Origin of the sequence: Ruminococcoides intestinihominis, from assembly GCF_040096285.1 — a bacterium.
Classification (GTDB): Bacteria; Bacillota; Clostridia; order Oscillospirales; family Acutalibacteraceae; genus Ruminococcoides; species Ruminococcoides intestinihominis.
The window spans coordinates 1-26296 of sequence record NZ_JBBMEY010000019.1 but is presented as its reverse complement, the minus strand read 5'-3'; the positions used below and the strand labels follow the sequence as shown (position 1 = coordinate 26296).

25 protein-coding genes are annotated in these 26296 nt (G+C 34.2%); 6 read left to right on the top strand and 19 right to left on the bottom strand.

Going from position 1 to position 26296, the window contains the following annotated elements:
- Nucleotides 1-16 precede the first annotated feature (16 nt).
- A complete protein-coding gene (locus WMO18_RS06435; protein ID WP_211147878.1) occupies nucleotides 17-1294 on the bottom strand; it encodes a leucine-rich repeat domain-containing protein in 1278 nt (425 codons plus the stop codon).
- A 109-nt stretch (nucleotides 1295-1403) separates the two neighbouring features.
- On the bottom strand, nucleotides 1404-2402 hold the full coding sequence (locus tag WMO18_RS06430; RefSeq protein ID WP_211147877.1) for a zinc ribbon domain-containing protein: 999 nt from the start codon (nucleotides 2400-2402) through the stop codon (nucleotides 1404-1406).
- A 221-nt stretch (nucleotides 2403-2623) separates the two neighbouring features.
- Between WMO18_RS06430 and WMO18_RS06425 the strand changes: the two genes are divergently transcribed.
- The 5 genes from WMO18_RS06425 to WMO18_RS06405 all read left to right on the top strand — a co-directional run bounded on the left by WMO18_RS06425 (nucleotide 2624) and on the right by WMO18_RS06405 (nucleotide 6176).
- Nucleotides 2624-2944 carry a thioredoxin family protein gene (locus tag WMO18_RS06425; protein WP_211147876.1) on the top strand — a complete coding sequence of 107 codons (321 nt, stop codon included), beginning with the start codon at nucleotides 2624-2626 and terminating at the stop codon, nucleotides 2942-2944.
- Between the two features lie 113 nt (nucleotides 2945-3057).
- On the top strand, nucleotides 3058-3771 hold the full coding sequence (locus tag WMO18_RS06420) for a TraX family protein (protein ID WP_367286461.1): 714 nt from the start codon (nucleotides 3058-3060) through the stop codon (nucleotides 3769-3771).
- An 18-nt stretch (nucleotides 3772-3789) separates the two neighbouring features.
- The gene (locus tag WMO18_RS06415) at nucleotides 3790-3963 is read left to right on the top strand and encodes a chorismate--pyruvate lyase (RefSeq protein ID WP_138157079.1); all 174 of its coding nucleotides are present in this window, start codon (nucleotides 3790-3792) and stop codon (nucleotides 3961-3963) included.
- Nucleotides 3964-4077: 114 nt separating this feature from the next.
- Complete coding sequence (locus WMO18_RS06410) at nucleotides 4078-5415, top strand: Mur ligase family protein (protein WP_211148356.1); 1338 nt, start codon at nucleotides 4078-4080, stop codon at nucleotides 5413-5415.
- Nucleotides 5415-6176: a type 1 glutamine amidotransferase gene (locus tag WMO18_RS06405; protein WP_022505133.1), complete on the top strand. Its 762-nt coding sequence runs from the start codon at nucleotides 5415-5417 to the stop codon at nucleotides 6174-6176. Before WMO18_RS06410 ends, WMO18_RS06405 begins: the two co-directional genes overlap by 1 nt.
- Nucleotides 6177-6295: 119 nt before the next feature.
- On the opposite strand, the gene WMO18_RS06400 is transcribed toward WMO18_RS06405, so the two are convergent.
- The 10 genes from WMO18_RS06400 to WMO18_RS06355 form a co-directional block, all read right to left on the bottom strand.
- Nucleotides 6296-6922: a hypothetical protein gene (locus WMO18_RS06400; RefSeq protein WP_211148355.1), complete on the bottom strand. Its 627-nt coding sequence runs from the start codon at nucleotides 6920-6922 to the stop codon at nucleotides 6296-6298.
- Nucleotides 6923-7024: 102 nt separating this feature from the next.
- Complete coding sequence (locus WMO18_RS06395; protein ID WP_211148354.1) at nucleotides 7025-7717, bottom strand: CpsD/CapB family tyrosine-protein kinase; 693 nt, start codon at nucleotides 7715-7717, stop codon at nucleotides 7025-7027.
- A gap of 2 nt (nucleotides 7718-7719) precedes the next feature.
- The gene (locus WMO18_RS06390; RefSeq protein WP_211148353.1) at nucleotides 7720-8538 is read right to left on the bottom strand and encodes a YveK family protein; all 819 of its coding nucleotides are present in this window, start codon (nucleotides 8536-8538) and stop codon (nucleotides 7720-7722) included.
- A 30-nt stretch (nucleotides 8539-8568) separates the two neighbouring features.
- Nucleotides 8569-9573, bottom strand: a complete 1005-nt coding sequence (locus WMO18_RS06385; protein ID WP_211148352.1) for an LCP family protein — start codon at nucleotides 9571-9573, stop codon at nucleotides 8569-8571.
- A 1-nt stretch (nucleotide 9574) separates the two neighbouring features.
- Entirely contained in the window at nucleotides 9575-9697 is a 123-nt protein-coding gene (locus WMO18_RS06380) for a hypothetical protein (RefSeq protein WP_022505128.1), read from the bottom strand.
- A 1-nt stretch (nucleotide 9698) separates the two neighbouring features.
- Nucleotides 9699-10406: a CpsB/CapC family capsule biosynthesis tyrosine phosphatase gene (locus WMO18_RS06375; protein ID WP_367286460.1), complete on the bottom strand. Its 708-nt coding sequence runs from the start codon at nucleotides 10404-10406 to the stop codon at nucleotides 9699-9701.
- A 242-nt stretch (nucleotides 10407-10648) separates the two neighbouring features.
- Nucleotides 10649-11941 carry a phosphopyruvate hydratase gene (gene eno, locus WMO18_RS06370; RefSeq protein ID WP_211147887.1) on the bottom strand — a complete coding sequence of 431 codons (1293 nt, stop codon included), beginning with the start codon at nucleotides 11939-11941 and terminating at the stop codon, nucleotides 10649-10651.
- A 303-nt stretch (nucleotides 11942-12244) separates the two neighbouring features.
- Complete coding sequence (locus WMO18_RS06365; RefSeq protein WP_211147888.1) at nucleotides 12245-13027, bottom strand: ZIP family metal transporter; 783 nt, start codon at nucleotides 13025-13027, stop codon at nucleotides 12245-12247.
- A 288-nt stretch (nucleotides 13028-13315) separates the two neighbouring features.
- Nucleotides 13316-14179 (bottom strand): CAP domain-containing protein, encoded by an 864-nt coding sequence (locus tag WMO18_RS06360; RefSeq protein ID WP_211147889.1) that lies wholly within the window; start codon nucleotides 14177-14179, stop codon nucleotides 13316-13318.
- A 232-nt stretch (nucleotides 14180-14411) separates the two neighbouring features.
- Nucleotides 14412-16469, bottom strand: coding sequence for an elongation factor G (locus tag WMO18_RS06355; RefSeq protein WP_022505122.1), 2058 nt, complete (start codon nucleotides 16467-16469; stop codon nucleotides 14412-14414).
- A 345-nt stretch (nucleotides 16470-16814) separates the two neighbouring features.
- Here WMO18_RS06355 and WMO18_RS06350 point away from each other — a divergent pair, with 345 nt between their 5' ends.
- Complete coding sequence (locus WMO18_RS06350; protein ID WP_211147890.1) at nucleotides 16815-18035, top strand: glycoside hydrolase family 3 protein; 1221 nt, start codon at nucleotides 16815-16817, stop codon at nucleotides 18033-18035.
- A 71-nt stretch (nucleotides 18036-18106) separates the two neighbouring features.
- Here WMO18_RS06350 and WMO18_RS06345 read toward each other — a convergent pair whose 3' ends face one another.
- The 7 genes from WMO18_RS06345 to WMO18_RS06315 form a co-directional block, all read right to left on the bottom strand.
- Entirely contained in the window at nucleotides 18107-19492 is a 1386-nt protein-coding gene (locus tag WMO18_RS06345; RefSeq protein WP_211147891.1) for an Ig-like domain-containing protein, read from the bottom strand.
- Nucleotides 19493-19528: 36 nt separating this feature from the next.
- Nucleotides 19529-20647 (bottom strand): 3-phosphoglycerate dehydrogenase, encoded by a 1119-nt coding sequence (locus WMO18_RS06340; RefSeq protein ID WP_211147892.1) that lies wholly within the window; start codon nucleotides 20645-20647, stop codon nucleotides 19529-19531.
- A 31-nt stretch (nucleotides 20648-20678) separates the two neighbouring features.
- Nucleotides 20679-21764, bottom strand: a complete 1086-nt coding sequence (gene serC / locus WMO18_RS06335) for a 3-phosphoserine/phosphohydroxythreonine transaminase (RefSeq protein ID WP_022505118.1) — start codon at nucleotides 21762-21764, stop codon at nucleotides 20679-20681.
- 183 nt (nucleotides 21765-21947) lie between these two features.
- Entirely contained in the window at nucleotides 21948-22886 is a 939-nt protein-coding gene (gene pyrF, locus WMO18_RS06330) for an orotidine-5'-phosphate decarboxylase (RefSeq protein WP_211147893.1), read from the bottom strand.
- Nucleotides 22887-22901: 15 nt separating this feature from the next.
- On the bottom strand, nucleotides 22902-23567 hold the full coding sequence (gene pyrE / locus WMO18_RS06325) for an orotate phosphoribosyltransferase (RefSeq protein WP_022505116.1): 666 nt from the start codon (nucleotides 23565-23567) through the stop codon (nucleotides 22902-22904).
- Between the two features lie 66 nt (nucleotides 23568-23633).
- The gene (locus tag WMO18_RS06320) at nucleotides 23634-24893 is read right to left on the bottom strand and encodes a dihydroorotase (protein ID WP_248004699.1); all 1260 of its coding nucleotides are present in this window, start codon (nucleotides 24891-24893) and stop codon (nucleotides 23634-23636) included.
- Between the two features lie 20 nt (nucleotides 24894-24913).
- The gene (locus WMO18_RS06315; RefSeq protein WP_211147894.1) at nucleotides 24914-26026 is read right to left on the bottom strand and encodes a hypothetical protein; all 1113 of its coding nucleotides are present in this window, start codon (nucleotides 26024-26026) and stop codon (nucleotides 24914-24916) included.
- Nucleotides 26027-26296: the final 270 nt, after the last annotated feature.

The window sequence follows — 26296 nt, the reverse complement described above, 5'->3', positions numbered from 1 at the left end:
AAGTCATAGGTTTTCTTTATGCTTTAAACCACAACTTGCTTTCCATAGCACCCATCTTTGTGGTTATTTGATACCATACTTTATTTTTGTTATCAACATAATAATCTTCAACTTTAGTGATAGTAGAGTCGGAATTAACAGTAGCAACTGTTTCGGAATATTTATTATGGTCAGACTTTAGTTCAGTACCTTTTGAAAGGTCATAAATATCTTGACCTAAATACATTCTTTCACATTTACTGTATGCAGAAACAGTAGACTTACTAACCTGCTGTATATTTACAGTAAAATTACTTTGTTCTTGCGCAAAAACAGAAAGGAAATATTCTTTGCCACTTTCAAAATAAGCAAAATAGTCATCGGTATTATTCTTTACCGTTGAAAGTTTTTGTGTATTCTTGGTGGCTTTATTAATGTCAAAATCAACACTACTACCCTTTAAAGTAACTCTGTAATATCCACTTTGTGACGGTAAGAAATTCATAATGCCATTATTACCGTTTGACACTTCAACAGTAGAGTATCTATTGCTACCTACATATACAGGATACTTTGTATATACTTCATAGTATTCATTACAAGGTGCATATTCAATATTATTTTCTCTTGCATAATCCTCAACAATACTACCGGCTACACTACAAAGCATAAAGTCTTGTTTTTCATTACTAAAAGTATCTTTGCCGATTTTTCTTATGCCCTCACCAACAGTCATTTTACTTAGTGAAGTACAGCCATAAAATGCTTCATCATCAACAAATAGCAATTTATTAGGGAAAGAAACACTGGTTAGATTCTTACAATTTTTAAACATTGCCTTGCTGATTTTTTGAAGATTACCGGGCAATGTTACCTTTTTTACCGAAGAATTTTCAAAAGCATTGTCCCCAAAGTTAGTTACCTCTGAATTAAACTTAACTTCCTTTAAATTCTTACAATTTGCAAAACAGTAACTGCCAACTTCTTTTAAATCCTTTGGCATTTCTACTTTTTCAACATTAGTATTATAAAAAGCCTTTTCACCTACAGAAACAACACTTAGTCCGTTTATTAGGTCAGGAATTTTAAGATTCTTTTCATCACCGGTATATTTTACAAATTCAATGCCAATGCCACTTCTCTTAATTTCCATACCACTTGGAGAAAGCTTTATTACACAAGTAAAAATAAGAAACAAACAAAGTACCGTTACCAAAACTAAAACAATAACTCCACCGACAATAAGCCTTATTGTGCTTAAATTCTTCTTAGTTACCTTTTCAGTTGTTATGTTTTTTACATTTTCTTCAGCCATAACATACCCCTAAAATTTATCTACCTTGATTTTAACATTATTATTTAGGTAGGTCAAGGTAATAAAAAAGGACTGCTAAAACTTTAGCAATCCTTTAGTGAATTTTCAATTACATTTCAAATAGATACCAGCTACCGTCATACTTAACAAAGTAAACATCTTTAGTTAGGTCATTCTCACCTAAAGAGGCTAAACCTGCAATAGCATTTGCAGTATCGTTATCAAAGTCAATATCATACTTAACCTTAGCTTTTGTTACTTCCTCTACTTCTCCACCATCATATCCGTCATAATCTTCATATCTATCTTGGATATATTCTTTCCAGGTGTAGTTATTTGCTTCACTACAGTTAGAGTCAGTTACATCTTCTTCACTCTTCACATCAAAGTCAATTTCAAAACTATAAATATCTCTAATACCCAATATATCGTCAATATCACTTTGAGTAATATCCATATCCTTGACCATAAATTCAGGTACACATTTCTTGATAGCCTCTACATTTTTATCATTAATACCATCTTCCAGACTATCAAGTACACCGTTAATACCACTGTTATCTATAACACTAAATACAATGACAACTGCAACAATAACAGCTACTACACCACCGGCAATACCTAGAATAAGTGGTAGTACCTTTTTAGAACTCTTATTCTTTACCGGTTGACCGGTAATTGGATCAATGACAGTTTGGTTAACACCATGATTTGGGAAGTTGTTAAACTGTGGAATTCCATTCTGAGGTTGGAAGTTACCCTGTGGAATATTGTTTTGTGGATTGTAGTTATTAGGAATATTGTTTGGAACATTACCCTGTGGAATATTATTATTCGGCATAGTATTCTGTGGGTTATAGTTATTTGGAATGTTACCCTGAGGGACATTGTTCTGATGTACATTGTTCTGATGTACAGAATTATGCTGATTGTTATTCTGAGTAACACTGTTCTGCTGAGCATTATTCTGTGGAATATTATTCTGCTGAGTGTTACTATCAGAAACATTATTCTGTGGAATTGGATTTGACATTTCTATTTTTTGACCACAACTGGCACAAAACTTTGCACCGTCCGGATTTTGAAAACCGCAATTTTTACAAATCATATTTTACCTCCAAAATACAATTAATCTGTATACTGTTATTACATTATACCACAAATAAATTGTACAAACAATTTATTTTTATAAAAAGTTTCATAATATAACAAAATTCTATTTTATAACTAACTGCTTTTATCCCTACAATAAACGAATTGTATATAATTTATATTTATTCTAATACTAACTATATGCCTAATATTAATTATTTTATAATGGAGGATTTTATGCCTGTAATTGAAATTAGAGGAAACTCAAAGGAAATATTTAACAACAAAGATTTGTATATAGTAGATTTTTATGCAAGTTGGTGCAACCCTTGCAAAATTTTGTTGCCTACTATTGAAGAAGTCGGTAGGAAAGAAAACATAACCATCTACAAATGCAACATTGACGATAATACTGAACTAACCAAGAATTTCCACATAATGAGTGTACCTACTTTAGTTTTTGTTAAAGACGGTAAGGAGCTAAAAAGACTTTCCGGTGTTCATAGCAAAGATGATATTCTTACAGAATACTACTCCCTAAGGGATAGTGAATTATAGTTCTACAAAAGCACTTCATAACGAGGTGCTTTTCCTGTATAATAATAGAATTACACATTGTTTTTATTTATCCTAAATGATATAATCTATAATGAAAAAATGAGGTATTAACAATGAGTAATTTACGGACAACAGAAAACAAGGGTATTTTCTCAGGCAATATGCTAAAGATATTTGCTTTAGTGTGTATGACAATTGACCATATAGGATTGTACTTAATGGAAAATTCCTACCCTATGAGAGCAATAGGAAGATTAGCTTTTCCTATCTTTGCATATATGATTGCTGAAGGTTGTAAATACACCCACAACAGAACAAGGTATTTTTACACTATATTTATAATGGGACTTGCATTTCAAACAGTTTGCATCTTAGCTGATGACAATTATCATATGAATATATTTATAACCTTTTCATTATCTATATTATTAATATATTCACTTGATTATGGCAGAAACAACTCAGAAACAGTACAATGGCAATTTCCTATTTTAGCAGTTTTATTTGTACTTTTTGTATCGGAGATTATGCCTATGTTTTTAGGTGACATAAACTATGGTATTGACTATGGTTTCTTCGGTATTGTACTGCCACTAATGGTATATCTCTTTGACAAAAAAGAACTTAAGCTAATAATGTTTACAGTAGGACTTATCCTTCTCTGTTTAACAAGAGATACTATACAATGGTGGAGTATGCTAACAATTATTCCTATTGTATTTTACAATGGCAAAAGGGGAAAATTAAAGATTAAATATTTTTTCTACGGATATTATCCGTTACATATTGTTGCAATTCAATTAATAAAACACTTTATACTAAAATAAAATTTATGGAGGTACATAATGGGACCATATTATTATGTTGTTGAAAGAATCAGTGGTGACTATGGTTTTCTAAAAAGAACCGATATTGAGGATAATGACTTGTTACAGGTTGCTATGGCACTTTTGCCTAGTGATATTGATGAGGGTACTAAACTAAAATGGGAAAACCTAGTTTATACTGTAATTGATTGACTTTAATTTCATATATAAAATATCACTACACCTATATACCTTGTATTTAGGTGTAATTTCTTGTATAATGATTTTATATATAAAAAATTAATGAAATAATTTTGTGAGGTTATTATGACTTTCAGACAAAAGTTTGCAATTAAGTTTGCCAAGTTTGTTGCCAAGTTGTGCCTAAAAATGGGCAGACAAGGTGTTACATGGGCAGGACTTATTGCCAGAAAAATCGAACCAAATATTCTAAAGGTACTATCAGACCAAGTTAGAGAAAAGGTATATATTGTATGTGGTACAAATGGTAAGACAACTACCAACAATATGCTATGTACAACATTACAGTCCCAAGGCAAGAAAGTTCTTTGTAACCGAACCGGCTCTAATATGCTAAACGGTGTTGTTTCTGCATTTGTACTTGCAACAAATGATGATTGCCAGCTTGATTGTGACTATGCTTGTATTGAAATTGATGAAGCATCTACAAGGAGAGTTTTACCAACACTAAAGCCTGACTATATGGTACTGACAAATATTTTCCGTGACCAGCTAGACCGTTACGGTGAAATTGATATTACTATTGATATTCTCAGTAAGTCAATTAAAATGGCACCAAATATGACTCTTGTTATTAACGGTGATGACCCACTATCACTATTCTTAGCTAAGAAAAGTGGCAACAAGTTTATCACTTACGGTATTAGTGAAAAGGTATTTGATGCTGATGAAAATTCAGAAATTCGTGAAGGTAGATTCTGCGAAATGTGTGGTACAAAGATGCACTACAACTACTACCACTACAGTCAGCTAGGTGACTATGAATGTCCAAACTGTGGTTTTAAGCGACCTGAGATTGACTATCCTGCTACTAATATTGAATGTGGTGACCACCTTGCATTTACAGTACAAGGCAAGAACATTCACGCAAAATACAAAGGTTTCTACAACATTTACAACATTCTTGCAGTATATGCAGTTGCAAGTCATTCCGGTGTTGATATGAGAGGTTTCCAGTCAATGCTGGATAACTTTAACCCTGAGAATGGTAGAATTGAACACTTCAATATTAAAGGCACAATAGTTGAACTTAACCTTGCTAAGAATCCGGCAGGTTTCAACCAAAACATTAATGCAGTTATGGCAGACACTAAAGATAAAGATGTAATTATCCTTATTAATGACCGTGACCAAGACGGTAATGATGTATCATGGTTATGGGATGTTGACTTTGACAGATTTAAGGATAAGAGTATTAAGTCAATTACAGTTAGTGGTATTCGTTGTCAAGATATGAGATTAAGATTAAAGTATGTTGACATTCCAAGTACCCTTGAACCAAATATTGAAACTGCTATCAGCAACAAAATTGAAACCGGTACAAAGAACCTATATGTACTGGTTAACTACACAGGTCTATACAGTACAAGAAACATTCTAAAGAGAATGGAGGGTGAAAAATAATGAAACTGACTATTGGACACCTATTTCCTGATTTACTTAACCTTTATGGTGACAGAGGCAACATTCAATGTATGGTACAAAGGTTAAGGTGGAGAGGCATTGACTCAGAAGTAAAAACATATAGCCTAGAGGACAATATTGATTTTGAAAATCTTGATATTATTCTTCTTGGTGGCGGTTCTGACAGAGAACAAATGCTGGTTTGTAACAGACTAAAAGAAATCAAAGATAAATTTAAGTCCTATGTAGAAGATAATGGTGTTGTAATTGCTATTTGTGGTGGTTATCAGCTACTTGGCAAATATTACGAAACTGATGATGGCAAAATTGATGGTCTTGATATTGTGGATATTTATACCGTTCAAGAAAAAGGCAGACTAATCAACAACATTTTCATTGAAAGTGATTTATGTGAAATGCCTATTGTTGGCTTTGAAAACCATGGTGGCAGAACTTATATTAACAAGAATAAGCCTCTAGGCAAAGTAGTATTTGGTAAAGGTAACAACGGTAAAAGTGGTTACGAAGGTGTTGTGTACAAAAATGTTATTGGCACATATTTACATGGACCACTACTTCCAAAGAACCCTCAGCTTTGTGACTATCTGCTAACTAAAGCACTGGAAAGAAAGTACGGTGAGCTTTTCAAGGGTCTTTCACCACTTGAGGATAAGGAAGAAAAAGAAGCTAATAAATATATTGTTGACAGATACTCAAACAAAATTGAAAACTTCAAAGAAAGAATCCGAAAATTAATATAAAATTAAGGTCAGTACTCTGTGCTGACCTTTTTAAATTAGAAAAGTTATAAAAAGAAAAGCAGACACTTCCGTGGCTAAAGTGTCTGCTTATTTATTTAACAATTTAATTTAAGCTAAAATTATTTAACCTTAATTGAAATTGTCTTTGTACCAGCCTTATAGTTTCTGTTACCATAATATTTAACTGTTACTTTATAAGTACCCTTCTTAGCACCCTTCTTTAGAGTAACCTTACCCTTAGAGTTAACTGAGATGTACTTTCTTAGTTTCTTTGGTGTAGAAGAAACTGAGAATGTTCTCTTACCATGATAACCTGTAGTATAAACACTTACTTTTGAAGCCTTCTTCTTAGAATACTTAACAGTTTTCTTTGTAGCTCTCATAGTAATCTTGTTATTAGCTTTATTAATCTTATAAGTTTTTGTTAGTTTAAAGTTCTTATAAGAATTAATACCAACAACAGTTACCTTATATGTACCGGCATACTTAGCCTTTGTGTAAACAAGCTTATAATCCTTGCCTTCTCTTAAAGTAACATTACCATAGTTTGTCCTAACCTTAATTGTAACCTTTTTATTAAGGCTCTGAGTCTTACCATTGTAAGTTAGTGACTTAATGGAAACATTTGACTGCTTAACAACGATTGGCTTTGATGGCTTTGATGGGCTGTTAGCTGCTGCAGAAGCACCGGTTACAACAGACATCATCATTAGTACTGCCATAATTACTGTAACAATCTTTTTCATAAATATCTCCTCCTTATAAAATCAATACAAAGGCACTTTTTGCCACGAATTGTACCCCTATATATAATAAACACATTTGCATAACAAATATGTTATTACCAATTAGTTTTCTTTATATTCACCATACTCTTTATACTTACCATAGTATTTATTGTAAGTATGGGTCTTTGTTTCAACTCTGTTTAGGATTGTACCCAATAGGTTACAACCTACATAGTTAAGCTGACAGATAGACTCCTTAACAAGTTTCTTTGATGTAGAACCTGCTCTAACAACAAGGATTGCTCCGTCACACAAAGAAGCAACAAGTGAACTATCTGCTACTGCACATAGTGGTGGTGTATCTATCAATACATATCTATAGTCATCTGAAAGTTTATCAAGTAATTCTTTGAATCTTTCATCTTCAATTAGAGAAATAGGATTCTCCAAAGATGTAGTACAAGGAACAATATAGCCATTTTCTACATTTGTTTCGTATACAACATCACCATATTCACATTGACCGGATAGGTAGTGGCCAATACTGTTAATATTTTCATCGGCAAAATTGTGACGATTCTTTAGTGTGGATTTTCTAAGGTCACAGTCAACTAAAACTGTCTTGAAACCTGCTTCACTAAGCATTTTCCACAGCTGAACCGATACCATACTTTTTCCTTCATTAGGAACACTACTTGTAATTAAAATTCTCTTAGTATTCTTACCACAGAACTTTACATTAACCCTTAATCTGTTCATAGCTTCTTCAACAGCATAAGGTAGCTTTGGAATTGATAACTGGATTTTTTCCATTGTTAAACCTTCTTTCTCTTACGCTTTTGTGAAGTTTCTTCTGCACCATCATCAAGTGATTCGTTTTCCGGAATAACTGAAAGTGGTGCAACTCCAAAGTATTTTTCCATATCTTCAGCAGAATGAATTGTATCATCCATTAGGTATCTGGCAATAATCACTGCACATGAAAGGATAAGACCAACAGCTGCACCAATCATAGTATATTTAGTGTAACTTGGACCTGACTTTTGGTCAGCCAATCTTGCTCTTTCAGCTACATTAGGAGCATTTGAACCCATAGTATCAGGTAAGTAATCAATAGAAATATCCATAACCTTATTGGCAATATCCATTGCTTCCTTAGGATCAGTTGAAGTAACAGTTATGTTCAAAATTCTTGTATCACTGGGATTTTCAATAGCAATCATTGACTGCAAGTCTTTCATTGTATAATTAAGGCTTAGACTGTCACTTACCTTGCTAAGTACAGGATAACTAAGAATCAACTGTTCATAGTCAAGAGTAAGAGAAGTACCAACATTAATATCTGAAAAATCAATTACAGAATCTTTTGATGCTGAAACAACATAAATCTTAGATGTTGACTGATATGTTGGCCTAATAAAGAAATATGAAAAAGCATTTAGTAGTAATGCACCTACAAGTGTACACAAAATAATAATATGTATCTTATCAAATAGTGCAAAGAACATATCGACTAAATCAATTTCAGTTTCTTTTGTTTCTTCCTCTTCAAAAGCAAGTAAAGACTTTGGGTTTAATGCTTTTGTATTTCCCACATTTTCAAGAGAAGTATTTTCCTTATTCTCCAAATTCATTTTTATCTCCCTTCAAGCACATTGTACCGATTATTTTTCAACTTTATCATAGAATAAATCAATTATTGCATTGTTTAGACTATTCTTATCAACTCTAAATTCCATAAAACCAAAGTCACCCATCTTGCTTGTACCCTCTAAAGTAGGACCTTCAACTTCTTTATATTTAGAAAGTTTTAATGCAACCTTTGACATTTTACTTAGTGACATATCTGTATTCATATACTTTTCTACTTCTTTGTAAACAGTTTCAACAAACTTATTACTTTTATTGAACTTATCCATATAAGTAAATTTTAGTTCATTTAGATATATCTCTTGACGAGCCATTCGGTTTTCATTAGTACCATCGGCAACATTTTTTCTGTCGTGTACATAATGATAAGCCTGGTTGTCATTTAGCTTAACAGTTTCGCCTTTCTTAAGTGTTTTATCTGACTTAGAAAAGTCATCTGTAATCTTTACAGTAACACCATCGGCAAGGTGGTTCAATACCTTAATAGAATCCATATTTAATGCTATATAACCGTCAATTACTTGTCTGTTTAAAAACTTAGATACAACTTCCTTAGTAACCTTACTACCGAAATCAGCAACATCACCATTAGCATGAGCTAAAGCAATTTGACCGTTCATTTCGCCAATAGACTCACCATTTTCATTATATACAAGCATATCAACCATAGTGTCACGATTAATAGTCAGTGTTTTGTAAGTTTTATTTTTGTCATCAAGCACAAGAACCTTTAATACATCACATTGACCTGTACCATTGTACTTTTTAATTTTAGTCAGTTCGCCTCTTTGGTCAACACCCATAAATAGATATGTTTTAATATCTTTCTTTGGTGTACATTTTACATTACCGATTTTTACAATCTCACTAGACTCAGTACCTTTACTTGTTAGCTTTACAGGTTCTTTTGCATCAAGTAAAAAGTACATTCCAACACCAAAGCAAACACCAATTACCAGAATAATTCCTACAATCAATAAATTTTTCTTTAGTTTTTTATTATCCTTATATGTACTCATTTTAACCTAGTAGTCCACCAAATAGACTAGAGCCCACCTCCGGAAATAATTTTTCACAAACAATCAATCCACATAGTACAACAAATACTGCTGCACTAATAATATAAGCTAATTTCTTTGACATTCTACTTTCCTCCATTAAACAAAAATTCTTCACTGAATATATCTATATTAGAAATAACCTTTTCTCCTAAATCATCAAAAAGTATATTTCTGCAATCTAAAAGATTAGGCTTTCTAGAAGTTAGGTTGTGGCAATCACTACCTAAAACTATCTTATCACATTTCTTGATTAAAGAATATGTTTTCTTTTTTCTTTTACTGTCAAGAATACTACCTGCGTTTATTTGCACTACAAGTGGCATTTTTACTAGCTTTTTGATATATTTTTTATTTTCAGAAATACTAATATATCTGTCTAAATGAGCTAACAAAACAGCAAACTTTCTCTTATTTATTAAATAATCCACTTCTTCAATAATACTATTATCCCATTTATCAAAAGGAAGTTCCAAAAGCAAAATTGAAGTACCTTCGGTAGTTAACTTTTTAATTTCATCTGCTTTGCTTATCCCCTGAAAATAAGTAACCTCAGCACCTAGCTTAACATTGATGCCGATATTATTTATTTCATTCTTTATGCTATTATAAGCATTTTCCCTATCACTAAGGAACTCATCAATTCTATTTTCATCAGCATAAAAATGAGGAGTTGCTACAACAGTATCAACATTTTGCCCTTTCATTTTCTTTAGCATTTCAAGTGACATTTCTGTACTTTTACTGCCATCATCAATACAAGGCAAAAAATGTGAGTGAAAATCAATTATCAAATCTAGACCCCCACTATCTATTAATACATTATTATTATATCATTAAAGTATATTAATCACAATTGAAAATATTGCCGATTTTCGTGTTAATCTTTAGTAATTATTTGAATTTAATAGACAAATTTTAACATTATCTAACAATTCTAACTGCCTAAAAACAAAATAATAAGGAGCATACACAACTGTATGCTCCCAAAATTCGTTATTTTATAATATATGATATGTAAATGAGTATAAAAAATTTATTTAATATTAAACGCTTTCATCTGAGGATATACAGCACTATCCCCTAGTTCTTCTTCAATTCTAAGAAGTTGATTGTACTTTGCCACTCTTTCTGAACGAGACGGTGCACCTGTCTTAATCTGACAAGTATTTAGTGCAACTGCTAGGTCGGCAATTGTTGTATCAACAGTTTCACCGGAACGATGAGAAGAAATAGCAGTATAACCTGCCTTATGAGCCATCTTAATAGCCTCTAGTGTTTCAGATACAGAACCAATCTGGTTTAGCTTAATTAGGATTGAGTTACCACAACCCATTTCAATGCCCTTTGATAATCTTTCTGTATTTGTAACAAATAGGTCATCACCAACAAGCTGAACTTTATCACCAAGTTCTTTAGTAAGAACCTGCCAACCTTCCCAGTCCTCTTCATCAAGTGCATCTTCAATAGAAACAATAGGATACTTCTCAATTAGATTTTTCCAATGGTCAATAAGTTCTCTTGAAGTAAACTTCTGACCTGACTTAGGAAGAACATATTCACCTTTCTTTTCGCCTTTCCATTCAGAAGATGCTGCATCCATAGCAATCATAAAGTCTTTCTTAGGTTCATAACCTGCATTTTCAACAGCTTGAAGAATGTACTGAATAGCCTCTTCGTCACTTGCAAGGTTAGGAGCAAAACCACCTTCATCACCAACAGAAGTTGCAAGGCCCTTTGACTTTAGAAGTGAAGCTAATGCGTGGAATACTTCTGCACACCATCTAAGTGCCTCTCTAAATGAAGTAGCACCAACAGGCATAATCATAAATTCCTGAACATCAACTGTGTTTGCTGCATGAGCACCACCATTTAGAATATTCATCATAGGAACAGGTAATCTGTTACCGGAAATACCACCTAGGAATTTATATAGTGGAACACCAAGTGAAGTTGCTGCTGCTCTGGAAGTTGCAATAGAAACTGCAAGAATAGCATTAGCACCTAACTTTGACTTATCCTTTGTACCATCAGCAGTAATCATAGCCTTATCAACTGCATAAATATCTGATGCATCAAGACCTTTTACTGTATCCTGAATAATAGTGTTAATATTTTCTACTGCTTTCAAAACACCTTTACCTAGGTATCTTGACTTGTCACCATCTCTTAGTTCCAAAGCCTCAAATTCACCGGTAGATGCACCACTTGGAGCAGTACCTCTGGCAACTGTACCATCAGCAAGAGTTACCTCTGCTTCAACTGTAGGATTACCTCTTGAATCAAGGATTTCTCTACCTACAACTTTAGTAATTTCTAAATTATTCATTTAACACTCTCCTAAGACAGACAATCTTCCGAAAGGTAAGCACTCCCTTTCGGAAACTCAAACAAATCAAAGAAAAAAGTTAAGTAAAAATACATAGATTGTCTGTAATATTTCTTTTAGTTAGCCTCTGCTAACTACATTTATTATATATCATTTATTTTCAAAATGTCAAGGGATTTTTCAATTTTTTGTTTTAATTTTATTTTTCAATCTATATTCACAAATTTTAAATAATGCAAACAAAACAAAAACCACTAAACCAAAGGCAGATTACCTATAGTTTAGTGGTTTTAAATTTAGAAATTATCCAAAGGCTGAGTCAAGCATCATCATTACAACAAAACCTACTGCTACACCGATTGTACCAATATTAGAATGTTTACCTTGTTGTGACTCAGGAATAAGCTCCTCAGTTACAACATAAATCATTGCACCGGCAGCAAAAGACAAAAAGTATGGCAATATAGAACTTATCATACTTGCAAAAACTAATGTAAGTACTGCACCGATAGGCTCAACTACACCGGAAAGCACACCCATAACAAATGACTTTCCCTTTTTCATTCCTCTATCCTTTAGTGGTAAAGAAATTATTGCACCTTCAGGAAAATTTTGAATTGCGATACCTACTGCCAAAGAAAAAGCACCTGCTACTGAAATACTTGTGTCATTCATCATTGCACTTGCAAAAGTAATGCCCACTGCCATTCCCTCAGGAATATTATGTAGAGTAACTGCAAGTACAAGCATTGTACTTTTTGAAAGGCTGGACTTTACACCTTCAGGTTGATTACTGTCCAAATGAAGATGAGGAATTACACTATCCAGCAACAATAAAAATCCTATACCTAACAAGAATCCAACACTTGCCGGAATATACTTTACCATTCCCTTTTCCTCAGCAAGTTCCATTGATGGAATTAACAGTGACCACACAGATGCAGCAATCATTATTCCCGAGGCAAAACCAAGCATAAACTTTTGCAATTTGGGATTTAACTGATTTTTAGAAAACAACACCAATGCCGAACCAAGGGATGTTCCCAAAAATGGAATTAAAATAATTATTAAACCTTGTAATATCATTTTTCACCTACCTATATAATTCATATGCTGTAAAACAAATCATATATCAGTAAATAACGAATACAAAATTAAATAATACTCATTTACTTTTTCATTATATCATAAGAGTAAAAATCTGTCATCTAATATTATTTAGAAATGTTTTCCACATAATATTGACACATTGATAAAAACTTAATAGCAAGACGAAAGGGTTGCTCCACCAACACACCAGGAGCAACCCTTCAGGAAATAAATCTTATGTATAAGACTTTAACTTATTAAATAAGCAATTAAATTTTAATTTCACTACATTTCTTCAACATCTACAATAACCGTCCAAGTTACCTTTTTGCTAGGATAACCTTTTAGATTTGCAGTAATTGTAGTTTTACCATTAGCTACCGGTAAGACTACACCCTTTGAATTTATCTTAGCAATATTTCTATTAGCTGATTTGTACTGAATACAACTGTTATCTAGATTAGTTAAAAAGTCATAGTTATCAACTCTTTTATTAAACTGATATGTAGTGATTCTTCTTGTATAGAAGTCATCAAACCAAACTGACTTTACACTAGAACGCAACTTAACATTTGAAGTTTTCATAGCTACTGTATATGTAACATATGCATTAGATTTTTGAGCAGCGTTTCTACTTGCCTTATTATCAACAAAGAACTGTTCCCAATAAATATAACCGTTTACTTTAAAACAGCCAATACCAACGCTATTGAATTTTTTATTTAAAATGTTCTTTCTATGGGCCGGACTATTCATCCAACATTTAACAACCTGCTCAGGAGTTTGCTGGTTTAAAGCTATATTTTCACCAACATAGTGTTTCCACTTGTACATTTTAAATGGGTTTTTCGCACCGTTAGGACGACTATGTGCATAATACAAAGAAATTTCAGCAGTTCTTCTATTAGCTACACTGATAAGTCCTCTTGTCATTTTTAGTTGAGAAAGTTTTCTTTTCTTTCTTTCCTTGTTAATTAATGTTAGCACTTTGTAGCTATAGCTATAAAGCACCTTCCCTCTTACCTTTTCGTTTACCATAGTGGTAGTGGCTGCACTAGCACTTTCAGTTTCTGCAAAAAGTACAGGCAATGATGTTGCAAAAATCATAGCACATAAAAATAGCGAAATACTTTTCATTACTTTTTTCATTACCGGTACACCCATTCCTCAATTTACCATTCTATTTCTTATATACATTTAAATAATTCTGTTCGCACATTTATAATTATACAATTTCTTTGTTATATGAGGAAAGGACCACAAATGTGGTCCTTTCCATGGAAGAAAGAGAATAGAGAATTAATAAATTCTCAAGAAATGGAGAACAAAATTTATATTGAAATAGGTGTTACCCTATAACAAACATATTAAGCAACTTGCATTATTCTTTTGAATCTGCAATAACCTTTTCGGCTACATTAGCAGGTGCATCTTCATATCTTGCAAAGTCAAGAGTAAAGCTACCTCTGCCCTGCGTAACCTGTTTAATAAAGGTATTGAAGTCACCCATCTCAGCCATTGGAACTTCTGCTTCAATCACCTGCATACCATTAGGTGTTGAGTCCATACCAATAACTCTGCCTCGTCTTTTTGTAACTTCACCCATAATGTCACCGGTATGTGTTTCCGGAACAGTTACCTTTAATGAACCGATTGGTTCAAGTAAAGTAGGTTTAGCTTGTGTAATGCCATTCTTAAAAGCAATTGATGCTGCCATTTTAAATGACATTTCAGATGAGTCAACAGGATGGTAGCTACCATCATACAAGTTAGCTTTTACCCCAACAACCGGATAACCGGCCAGTGGGCCTTTTTTCATTGAGTCCTGTAGTCCTTTTTCAACAGCCGGGAAAAATCCCTTTGGAACAGAACCACCAACAACTGTTTGTGTAAATTCCAGTCCATCACTGTCACTAGGAGAGAACTCAATCCACACATCACCAAACTGACCGTGACCACCACTTTGTTTCTTGTGACGACCTTGTACCTTAACAGTACCACGAATTGTTTCTCTATAGGCTACCTTTGGCTTCTTCAACTTAACATCAATGTTGTACTTTGACTTTAGTTTACTAACAATAACATCAAGTTGTTGTTCACCTAAACCTGTAACAACTCTTTCGTGAGTTTCGTGATTGTGTACATATTTAATAGTTGGGTCTTCTTCCATTAATTTAAGAATACCCTGAGTAATTTTTTCTTCGTCATCCTTACTGTCAGCATATACTGCCATAGAAAGGTTAGCTACAGGATAATCAATACCATCAAGAGTTACTTTTCTAAGTGGTGAACAAAGTGTGTCACCTGATAAAGTATCTGAAAGTTTAGGTATTGCACCGATATCACCTGCTGAGATGAATGGTGTATCTTCCTGTTTTTTACCTTTTACAGTAAGAACCTTGGTAACTCTTTCATTTGCACCGGTCCTCATATTTACAAGAGGTGTGTCAGTAGAAATTTTACCACTAAGAACTTTTATATAACTTAATTTCCCCACAAATGGGTCAATAACGGTTTTAAACACTATTGCAGTTGGTACGCCGTCAGAATTAACTGTAACTTCTACAGGCTCCCCATTAACATCTGAGCCGATTTCTGTACCTGACTCCGCTTTTGGAGCAAGCCAAACCAGTGAATTTAATAACTGATCAATACCATATGTATTATGTGCATCACCACAAAATACAGGTATAATTGTACCTTCTCTAACACCTTGTGAAACACCTAGTATAATTTCTTCCGGGGTAAATTCTTCCCCTTCAATAAATTTCTCCAGTAGTTCTTCTGATGTTTCTGCAACAGCCTCTTTGATAGCCTCTCTAAGACCATCAAATCTAGTACCTAAGTCAGGCATATCGGTTGGTTCAACCTTGCCCCCCTCAGAGTACTTATAGGCTCTATATTCAAAAAGGTTTACATATACTTCAGCCTTACCGTCGTTAATGTAAGGAACAACAACAGGACAAACTGCCGGGCCAAATACTGTCTTTAAATCTTCAAACACTCTATAAAATCTAGCACTTTCATCACAAAGCCCATTAACAAAGAACATCTTTGTTTTGCCCATCTCAGTAGCCATATTAACTACTTTTTCGGTTCCTACATCGACTCCATCCTTGCCGGATACGACAACTAGCACACTTTCTGCAGCTCTCATACCTTCTGCGATACCACCGGCAAAATCAAATAGTCCGGGTGTATCGATAAGATTAATCTTTGTATTTTTCCATTCAACCGGAGCAACAGCAGTAAGAACAGAAGATTTTCTCTTAACTTCTTCTGGGTCATAATCCAGAGAAGTGTTTCCTTCTTCAATTTTCCCGAGTCTTGAAACATTTCCTGTCAAATATAGCATACTTTCGGCAACAGAGGTTTTACCTGAACCTTTGTGACCGGCTAATGCAATATTGAGAATATGTTTGGAATCATAATTTCTCATTGGATTAAATCTCCTTAATTAAATGTGTAAGCATTAATCTCTTTTGATTACAGTTACATTATAACACCCTTGTTCAAAATATACAATATTTTTTAATGATTTAATATTATTTTCGATTTTATTAACAACATAAACTAATTGTAATTGTATATTTTAACCAATGAAATGTATAAATTGCATAAATTTATACATTGTATTTTGAACAATAAAACCACTATTTCATATTAATTATATTTAACATTGTGTACAAAAAAGAACTTATATAATATATTTTTTCTCTCTTATTTTTACTGTTAATATATTTTATTATGATATATAATAGGTTTAACCGAAAGGAGCATAGTAATGAAAAAAATAAATAGCAAAAAAATCACTTCTGTGTTGTGTATTGTGCTAGTACTTTTATTTTCAAGTTGTGGTACACAAAAGAAAAGCAATAGCAGTAGTTCTACTACCGTATCAACAAGTGAAACTACAACATTCTCAACAGAACCTACCACAACAACAGTTGAACCTACCACTAATATAGAAGAAACTTTGGATAACAGTTTAGATAATTACATCAGCAAAATGACTACCGAAGAAAAGGTAGGGCAAATGTTTTATGTTAGATGTCCCAACACTAATGGACTTGAACAAATCAATCAATATCACATTGGTGGATATATTCTTTTTGGAAAAGACTTTGAAAATAAAACTAAGGAAGAAGTAAAAAGTACTATTCAATCATATCAGGATGAGGCTAAAATACCACTACTTATCGGTGTTGATGAAGAAGGCGGGACTGTTGTAAGAGTCAGTAGCAACCTTGAACTTAGGGAAAACCCTTTTCTTTCACCTAAAGATACTTTTGCAAATGGTGGATGGGACGGTATTATTAATGATGCTGAAGAAAAGGCTAAACTTTTACTTTCCCTTGGAATTAATGTAAATATGGCACCTGATTGCGATATTACTTCTGATACAAATGGATTCATGTATGACCGTTCATTCAGTGACAATGTTGATGATGTTGATAAATTTGTCAGTACAGTTGTAAGTACTTCAAAAGAGTACCACCTAGGTACTGTACTAAAACACTTTCCGGGTTACGGAAACAATGTAGATACCCACACAGGCATCGCATATGACAACAGAGATTATTCTGAATTCACCGAAAAAGATTTTAAGCCATTTATTACCGGAATAAATGCCGGTGCAGATTGTATACTTGTTTCTCACAATATAGTTAATTGTATTGACAAAAATTACCCTGCTTCTCTATCAGAGAATGTACACAAGATTATTAGAAATCAGCTTAATTTCAATGGTGTTATAATGACTGATGATTTAATAATGGATGCAATTACCCAGTTTACCGGTGATGAATCAGCAGCAGTTATTGCTACAAAAGCAGGTAATGACCTATTATGTTGTTCATCAGTTGACACTCAGTATCCTGCCGTATTAAAAGCCGTTAAAAATAATGAAATACCTATTAACCAAATTAATGACTCTGTAAAGAGAATTTTAAAATGGAAAATCGACCTTGGTATTCTTGATGCTGACACAATCCTTAATAGCTAATTAATTACAAAACAAAGCCCTATTCGCAATGAATAGGGCTTTTAGCTAATTATTTTTTAGATTAATTATTATTATTTTTTAACTGTTACCTTACAAGTAGCAGACTTCTTGCTACCGTCTTTAGCAGTAAATACAACCTTAGTTTTACCCTTCTTTACAGCAGTAATCTTAACTGTCTTACCGGACTTAACTGTTGAAGCAGAAACCTTAGCAACCTTTGTTTTAGCAGACTTAACTGCAACATTCTTATTGTAAGCGTTCTTAGGAGCAACTGTTACTCTTACTTTGTAAGAAGAACCTTTCTTAGGAAGAACAACATTTGTCTTGCTTAGAGTAATCTTAGATACTGACTGACGAACTGTTACTGTACATGTTGCAGACTTTCTGCTACCGTCCTTTGCAGTTGCAGTAATCTTAACTGTACCTGCCTTAACGCCTGTAACTACACCGTTAGAAGCAACCTTAGCAATCTTAGTGTTAGATGATTTCCATGTTAATGCCTTGTTAGAAGCATTAGCCGGGTTAACCTTAGTCTTAAGAGTTAATTTCTTACCTGTATACATTGTTGCTTTCTTTGATAGAGAAATTCTTGTTACAGGTTGCTTAACTGTTACTGTACATTTTGCAGAAATGTTTGAACCATCAATTGTCTTAGCAGTAATTATAACTCTACCTGCCTTAACACCCTTAACTACACCGTTTGATACAGTAGCAATCTTTGTGTTAGAAGATGTCCAAGCTAGAGTCTTATTATCTGCATTTGCAGGAGTTACTGTAGCTTTTACTGTAACATTCTTGCCAACATTAACTGTAGCAACTTTCTTATTTAGTGCAACACCACTTACTGCAACAGGAGTTGATGGTGATGGTGTTGAAGATGTAACTGTTGGAGTAGTTGAAGATGGCTCAGTATTGTTTGATGTCTTTGGAACAGTTGTAGTAGTTGTTGTTTCTGTTGGCTTTGGAGTAGCTGTAACAACTTCACGAGTGATTAGTCTTGCTGGGTTAAGAATAACGCCATCATCAACAATCATATCAACATTGTTACCGTCAGCAACTACCCAAACATTATTAACTACATAGTTACCGGTCTGACGAACTGTAAACTTAATTCTGTAGAAGTTTACTTCGTTATAGAACTTGTAGTTACTGTTAATGTCAACACCTGTATAATATACTAAACCTTTGTTAAGAGTGTTAGTCATAATACCTGTTTTTACATCCGGCATTTCAAAGCTTTCAAGCTGTAGTCCGTCATAATCATATGTTACATGGCCCTGGAAATCTTCCCAAATACAGTCGGACTTTACGAAGTAATCAATAGTAACTGTGTCGCCAACATTAGCAACTACACCGTTAACTGTTGCAGTTTCTTCAGCACTTGCTGATGTAACTGCCACTGTACCCATAGCAGTTAGCATTAGAACTGCTAAAAGTATTGAAACCACTCTTCTCATTGTTTTGGCCTCCTTTTAATAATATTAATCTAAAAATTACAAACTTCTTACCTTGATAACACCATCAACATTAACATCTGTGTTTGTAGCATTATCAATAATTGTGTAGCTAAAGTCACCTCTTGTAGCAGTTGCAAAGTCATCAGAACCTGTTGCCTTTACAATAGCATCTGTATCAGCATCAGCTTTAGCGATTACACATACTCTTGTGCCACCTGTCTTATCCTTTGATAGGCAAGGTAGGTTTACAGAGTTTACAATATTACCGTTTTCTAGGTAATCCTTAACTTCTGTTGCAGCCATAACAGCACAGTTGTCTTCACTTTCAGGAGTTGAAGCACCTAGGTGAGGCATTGCAATAACACCATCTTCACCAAGAATATCATCAGTAGCAAAGTCAGTTACATAAGCACTCATCTTGTCACTCTTTAGTGCATCAAGAATATCTGTTGAATTTACAAGACCGTCACGGCTGTAGTTAAGAACTCTTACACCGTCCTTCATCTTACTGATTGTTTCTTTATTAATCATACCACGAGTACTGTCATTTAGAGGAACATGAACTGTGATATAGTCAGCTTCTGCATAAACTTCATCGTTAGTTTCAACAATCTTGCAGTCAACTAACTTAGCCTTATTAGCTTCATTTAGGAATGGGTCGCAACCAACAACCTTCATACCTAAAGCTGAAGCTACATTTGCAACCTTGATACCGATAGCACCAAGACCGATAACACCCAGTGTTTTGCCCATAATTTCAGGACCGGCAAAGTTTGACTTACCTTTTTCAACCATTTTGCCAACCTGATCGCCGTTGCCTTTTAGAGTCTTAGCCCATTCAATACCGTTAACAATCTTTCTTGATGACATTAACAGACCTGCAACAACAAGTTCCTTAACTGCGTTAGCATTAGCACCCGGTGAGTTAAATACTACGATACCCTTTTCTGCACAATCCTTAATAGGAATGTTGTTAACACCTGCACCTGCTCTTGCAATAGCAAGCAGGCTCTCAGGCATTTCCATTTCGTGCATTGATGCTGAACGAACAAGAACAGCAACAGGATTTGTTTCATTATCAGAAACTTTATAGTTATCGCCAAGAATGTCTGTACCACACTTAGCGATTTTATTTAAAGTTAGTACATTGTACATCAGTAATTCTCCTCACAATAAATAGATTTGATTAAGCGTTTTCTTCTTCAAACTTCTTCATAAATTCTACTAGCTTTTCAACGCCTTCATATGGCATAGCATTGTAGATAGAAGCTCTCATACCACCAACTGTACGGTGACCCTTAATGTTAACGAAACCTGCTTTAGTTGCTTCTTCAACAAACTTAGCATCCATATCCTTGTCACCTGTAACGAAAGGAACATTCATAAGGCTTCTGTCTTCCTTAACTACTGTACCCTTAAATAGCTTTGAGTTATCTAGGAAGTCATAAAGAACCTTAGCTTTCTTTTCGTTAAGTTCTTTCATCTTATCTAGGCCACCAACTTCGTTCTTAATCCATTCAAGAACTAGCTTTGCAACATAAATTGTCCAGCATGGAGGTGTATTGAATAGAGAATTTGCATCTGCATGAGTCTTGTAGTTAAACATTGTTGGAGTAATATCCATAGCATTGCCGATTAGGTCTTCACGAATAATAACGATTGTTAGACCTGCAGGAGCAAGGTTCTTCTGAGCACCTGCAATTAGGCAACCAAACTTGCTAACATCAATTGGTTCACTCATAATACAAGAAGAAATATCAGCTACAAGTGGAATATCACCTGTGTCAGGTAGTTCGTGATAAACAGTACCGTAAATTGTATTGTTCATACAAATATAGAAATAGTCAGCATCCTTAGAGAATGTTGATTTGTCTAGCTTAGGAATATATGTGAAAGTCTTGTCTTCGGAAGATGCAACAATATTAACTTCACCATATCTAGCAGCTTCTTTAGCAGCTTTCTTAGCCCACTGACCTGTGATAACATAGTCAGCCTTGTGGTTCTTGTTCATTAGGTTCATTGGAACCATAGCAAACTGTGAAGAACAACCACCCTGTAGGAATAGAACCTTGTAGTTATCAGGAATATTCATTACTTCTCTTAGTAATGCTTCGCAATCCTTGATGATACCATCAAACTGCTTACTTCTGTGTGACATTTCCATTACGGACTGACCACAACCCTGATAATCTAGCATTTCATCTGCTGCTTTCTTTAAAACCGGTTCAGGTAACATTGATGGACCTGCTGAAAAATTATAGACTCTTGACATTTTAAAAATCTCCTTATCTAATATCAAAATATTTCAAACCGACAGTTAAGTCGATTATACTCATAAATCACTAATAAAATTATATTACTTTAACATCTTAAAGTCAACAAATTAACTTTTTACATAATGTATAAACCATTATACAACAGTAAACTTTTTGTGAACAAGGTTAACCTGTAAAAATTACTTTAACTTCATTTCACCAATAACAGACTTTAGGTCATCTCTCATACGGATAGCTTCCTGTCTTGCAGCCTTAGCGTAATCCTTTTCATCAAGACCTTCAATCTTCTGCCATGCACACATAATGCCTCTTGATGAGTTAACAATAGCACCAATACCGTTTTGGTCAAATGCACCCTTACAGTCATTAGCACCACCACCCTGAGCACCGTAACCAGGTACTAGGAAGAATGTCTTAGGAAGTTCGCCTCTTAGTTCAGTTAGCATTTCAGGATATGTTGCACCTACAACTGCGCCTACACCACTGTAACCGTACTTGCCAACTACCTTTTTGCCCCAATCTTCGCACATTCTGCCCATATGTAGGTAAACTGTTTCTTCACCTCTAAATTCAAGGTTCTGTAATTCACCTGATGATGGGTTAGATGTTTTAACTAGAACAAAGATGCCTTTATCCTTTTCTTCACAAATTGTTATTAGAGGGTTAATACCGTCAGAACCTAGGTAGCCGTTTACTGTTAATGCATCGCCACCAAAAGCTTCTTCCTTTTCACCGTCAATATCAGTTTCACCAAGGTGAGCAACAGCATATGCTTCCATAGTTGTACCAATATCGTTTCTCTTACCGTCTGTAATAACAAACATACCCTTTGACTTAGCATACTTAATAGTTTCTGCCAAAGCTCTTACACCGTACCAACCGTACATTTCATAATATGCACATTGTGGCTTTACTGCCGGAACAATATCATAAAGTTCATCAATTAAGCCTTTGTTATATGTAAGAATAGCATCAGCAGCACCCTCAAGTGTCTTGCCATACTTTTTGAATGACTCTTCCTTAATATATTCAGGAATGTAAGCCAGCTTAGGGTCAAGACCTGCAACAGTTGGGTTTTGCTTTTCTACAATTTTCTCAATTAATCTATCAAATGACATAATAAATTCTCCTTCTTAAACACCATAAGTTTCTCTGTACTTCTTCATAGCGTCTAGGTGTTCTTTACCTTCAACAACACCATCTTCAATAGCTTTAATAATATCGTCCATTGTAACTACAGAGTGAACTTTGATACCAAATTCTTCTTCCACTTCTTGAACGGCAGACTTCTTGCCACCCTTACCTATTTCCATTCTATCAACAGAAATAACCATATCCTTAACATTTGCGTTACAGATACCCTTGATTTTTTCCATTGACTCTCTTAGTGCTTTACCGGAAGTAATAACATCATCAACAAATACAAGTGTATCATTTTCGCCGAACTGATAGCCGATAATCATACCACCTTCACCGTGATCCTTGACTTCTTTTCTATCAAAGCAATAGTTCATATCAACACCGAATTTGTTGTTAAGGATAATGCCTGTTGCAATTGCAAGAGGAATACCCTTATAGGCTGGACCAAAGATAGCGTCACCCTTAATGTTGTTATCCATAATACATTCAGCATAGAATTCACCAAGTTTGGAAATCTGAGAGCCAGACTTGTAGTTGCCTGTATTGATGAAATATGGCGACAATCTACCACTCTTTAGAGTGAATTCCCCGAAACGAAGAATACCACCATTTACCATAAATTTAATAAATTCTTCTTTGTAAGTAAGTCCATTACCCATTTTTTTACTCCTTTTTATATATTTTAAACTTATTAATAACTAATTTATATGAAACTAATTATTCAATTAGTCTTCTTCAAAAACTACCTTGCCTTCAAAGATAGTCTTTACAACCTTACCTTTCATTTTCATACCTTTGAAAGGTGTATTCTTGCTTTTGCCATGTAGCTTATCTCTGTCAACAATCCATTCCTTATCAACATCTACAAGAGCAATATCAGCCAAAGCACCTGTCTTTAGAGAACCGGCATTGATTTTTAGGATTTTTGCAGGTGTTGTACTCATTAATTTTGCAATATCAAGTAGAGAAAAGTCTCCATTATGGTATAGCACAGTTAGTGCTGCTGCTAATGAAGTTTCCATACCGATAGAACCATTAGGTGCTTTTTCAAAATCTTTTTTATCCTCTTCTGTATGAGGTGCATGGTCTGTTGCAATACAATCAAGTGTACCGTCAGCAAGACCTTCTATAATTGCTAATCTATCTTCTTCTGTTCTTAGAGGTGGGTTCATTCTGTAGTCGGCATCCCTTTTCTCAAGAACATCTTCTGTTAAAGTAAAGTAATGTGGTGCAGTTTCGGCAGTAACTTTAACACCATCTTCCTTAGCCTCTCTAATCATTTGTACAGAAGTCTTTGTACTTACATGACAAATATGAACCGGTACATTATTCTCTTTAGCTAAGTTAATTTCTCTCTTTGTACCTTTATCCTCAGCTTCGGCAGGAATACCCTTAATGCCTAGCTTTTCGGACATTTTGCCTTTATTAATCTTGCCACCGTCAGCAAGTTCAAGGTCTTCACAATGAGCAACAACTGTCATACCAAGTTCAGGAGCTTTCTTCATAGCTTCTGCCATAATTTCAGGGTCAAGTACAGGTCTGCCGTCATCAGAAAGACCGATAGCACCGGCTTTTCTAAGTGCTTTTAGGTCAGTAGGTTCTTTACCCTCAAGACCCATTGTAATTGAACCGGCAATATAAACTCTTGACTTACAGTTCTTTGCTTTTTCTTTAATGTAGCTGATTACACCGGCATTATCAATTGTTGGGTTAGTGTTTGGCATACATAGTAAGCTGGTAACACCACCGGCTGCTGCTGCATTAGTACCGGTAATAATATCTTCCTTTTCTTCTTGACCGGGATCACGAAGATGAACATGTAGGTCAACAAGACCCGGCATTGCCACAAGACCTGTACCGTCAATTACTGTGTCTTGTTCTGTTTTTCTAAATGGCTCTGCTATTCTACCATCATTAATGTATAGGTTAGTAACCTCATCTCTTTGTTCTTCCGGAGAAATGATACGAACATTCTCGATAATCAATCTGTTAATAAAAATCACCCTTAAAATTTTCTTCTGGAACTACCCTTAGAGCGTTTATTCTTCTTGTTTCTTCTAGAATTATCTCTTCTAGGAGGTCTTTGGCTAGTTCTGTTATTTTTAGTATTCTCATATTCTTCAAAGAAATCACTATAATCCACTTTATCCGTACTAGTGTTCTTTGGTTCTTCAGTTAGGTTCTCAACATTTCTATGAGCCTCACGGATTAAATCTCTCTCGATTTTATCCATATTTTCAGAAGTTTCATAGCCATCTACACCGTCAAAGAAAGCATCAGGTCTGTTTGCACCTGTAGCAGTATGGCGATTTTTTCTTGCTCTGTCTCTTTCTCTGTTTTTCTTTCTGTCATTATTATGGATTTCTTCATCAATTTCTCTTAGTCTTTTTCTTAACTTTTTCTTTCTTCTGTGACTAATAATAATGATAAAGATAATCAGTAATACTAAGACACCACCAACAATACAAACAAATGTAATAATGTTAGCATCCCAAAAGCCTTTCTCACTATCATATGTTGCAGATTCAAGAACAGAAGTTAAAAGGTCCTTATCGTCATCACTGACTGCACCATCAGCAGAAACTAAGTTAAAATGATAATACTTACCGTCAACCAATGTATCACCTTGCATTGAGTAAGTAACCTCTGCATCAGTACTGTTATTGATTTTTGACTGAATCATAGAAGTGAAATAAACCAGATTGTTGTAATTTTCGATAGAACAACTTTCACAACCATCATTCTTTTGATAAGAATCTTTAATTGTGTTTAGCTGACTTTCACTTAAAGTGTTGTAGTTTTTTACTTTTTTACTATTCTTATCCTCTGTAACAGTAACAGTAAGTGTCTGTGTTGCATCTGCAGAATAAGCTACAAGGTACATATCAAGGTCTGTTAAATCCTTGCCACTTGTACCGTACTTTTTATAAACTTCATCATTAGTTGATGTTTCTCTTGTAATAACATTCATATAAGCAGGAAGGCTGATTTTCAGTCCAATTTCCTGAATCTTATAATCTCTAACTGTGTCTCCGGAAACTGTTATTAATGTAGTAGAAATCATAATTATCACCATTGCAACCAGTGATAATAGTCTTTTCGTTCCCTTGTTTATCATATATTTTCCTCCATAGAAATCCAATATACTAATATACACATTACCATTATACTGTTTTTTCATAGAAAATACAAGGAAAGTTGTAAATTAAATTTTTAATTTTCTGTGGGTTAATGTTAGTTAGATAAATTTAAATAAATTTGGTTTTCAAATTTACTGCATATGAAGATAAATCATTTCTGCAAATTAGGGCTTGTGGGGATGATTATGTAATGTAGATAAATTAGATAATAACCGATTAATTCATCTAATTTATAGTTTTTCCCTCCT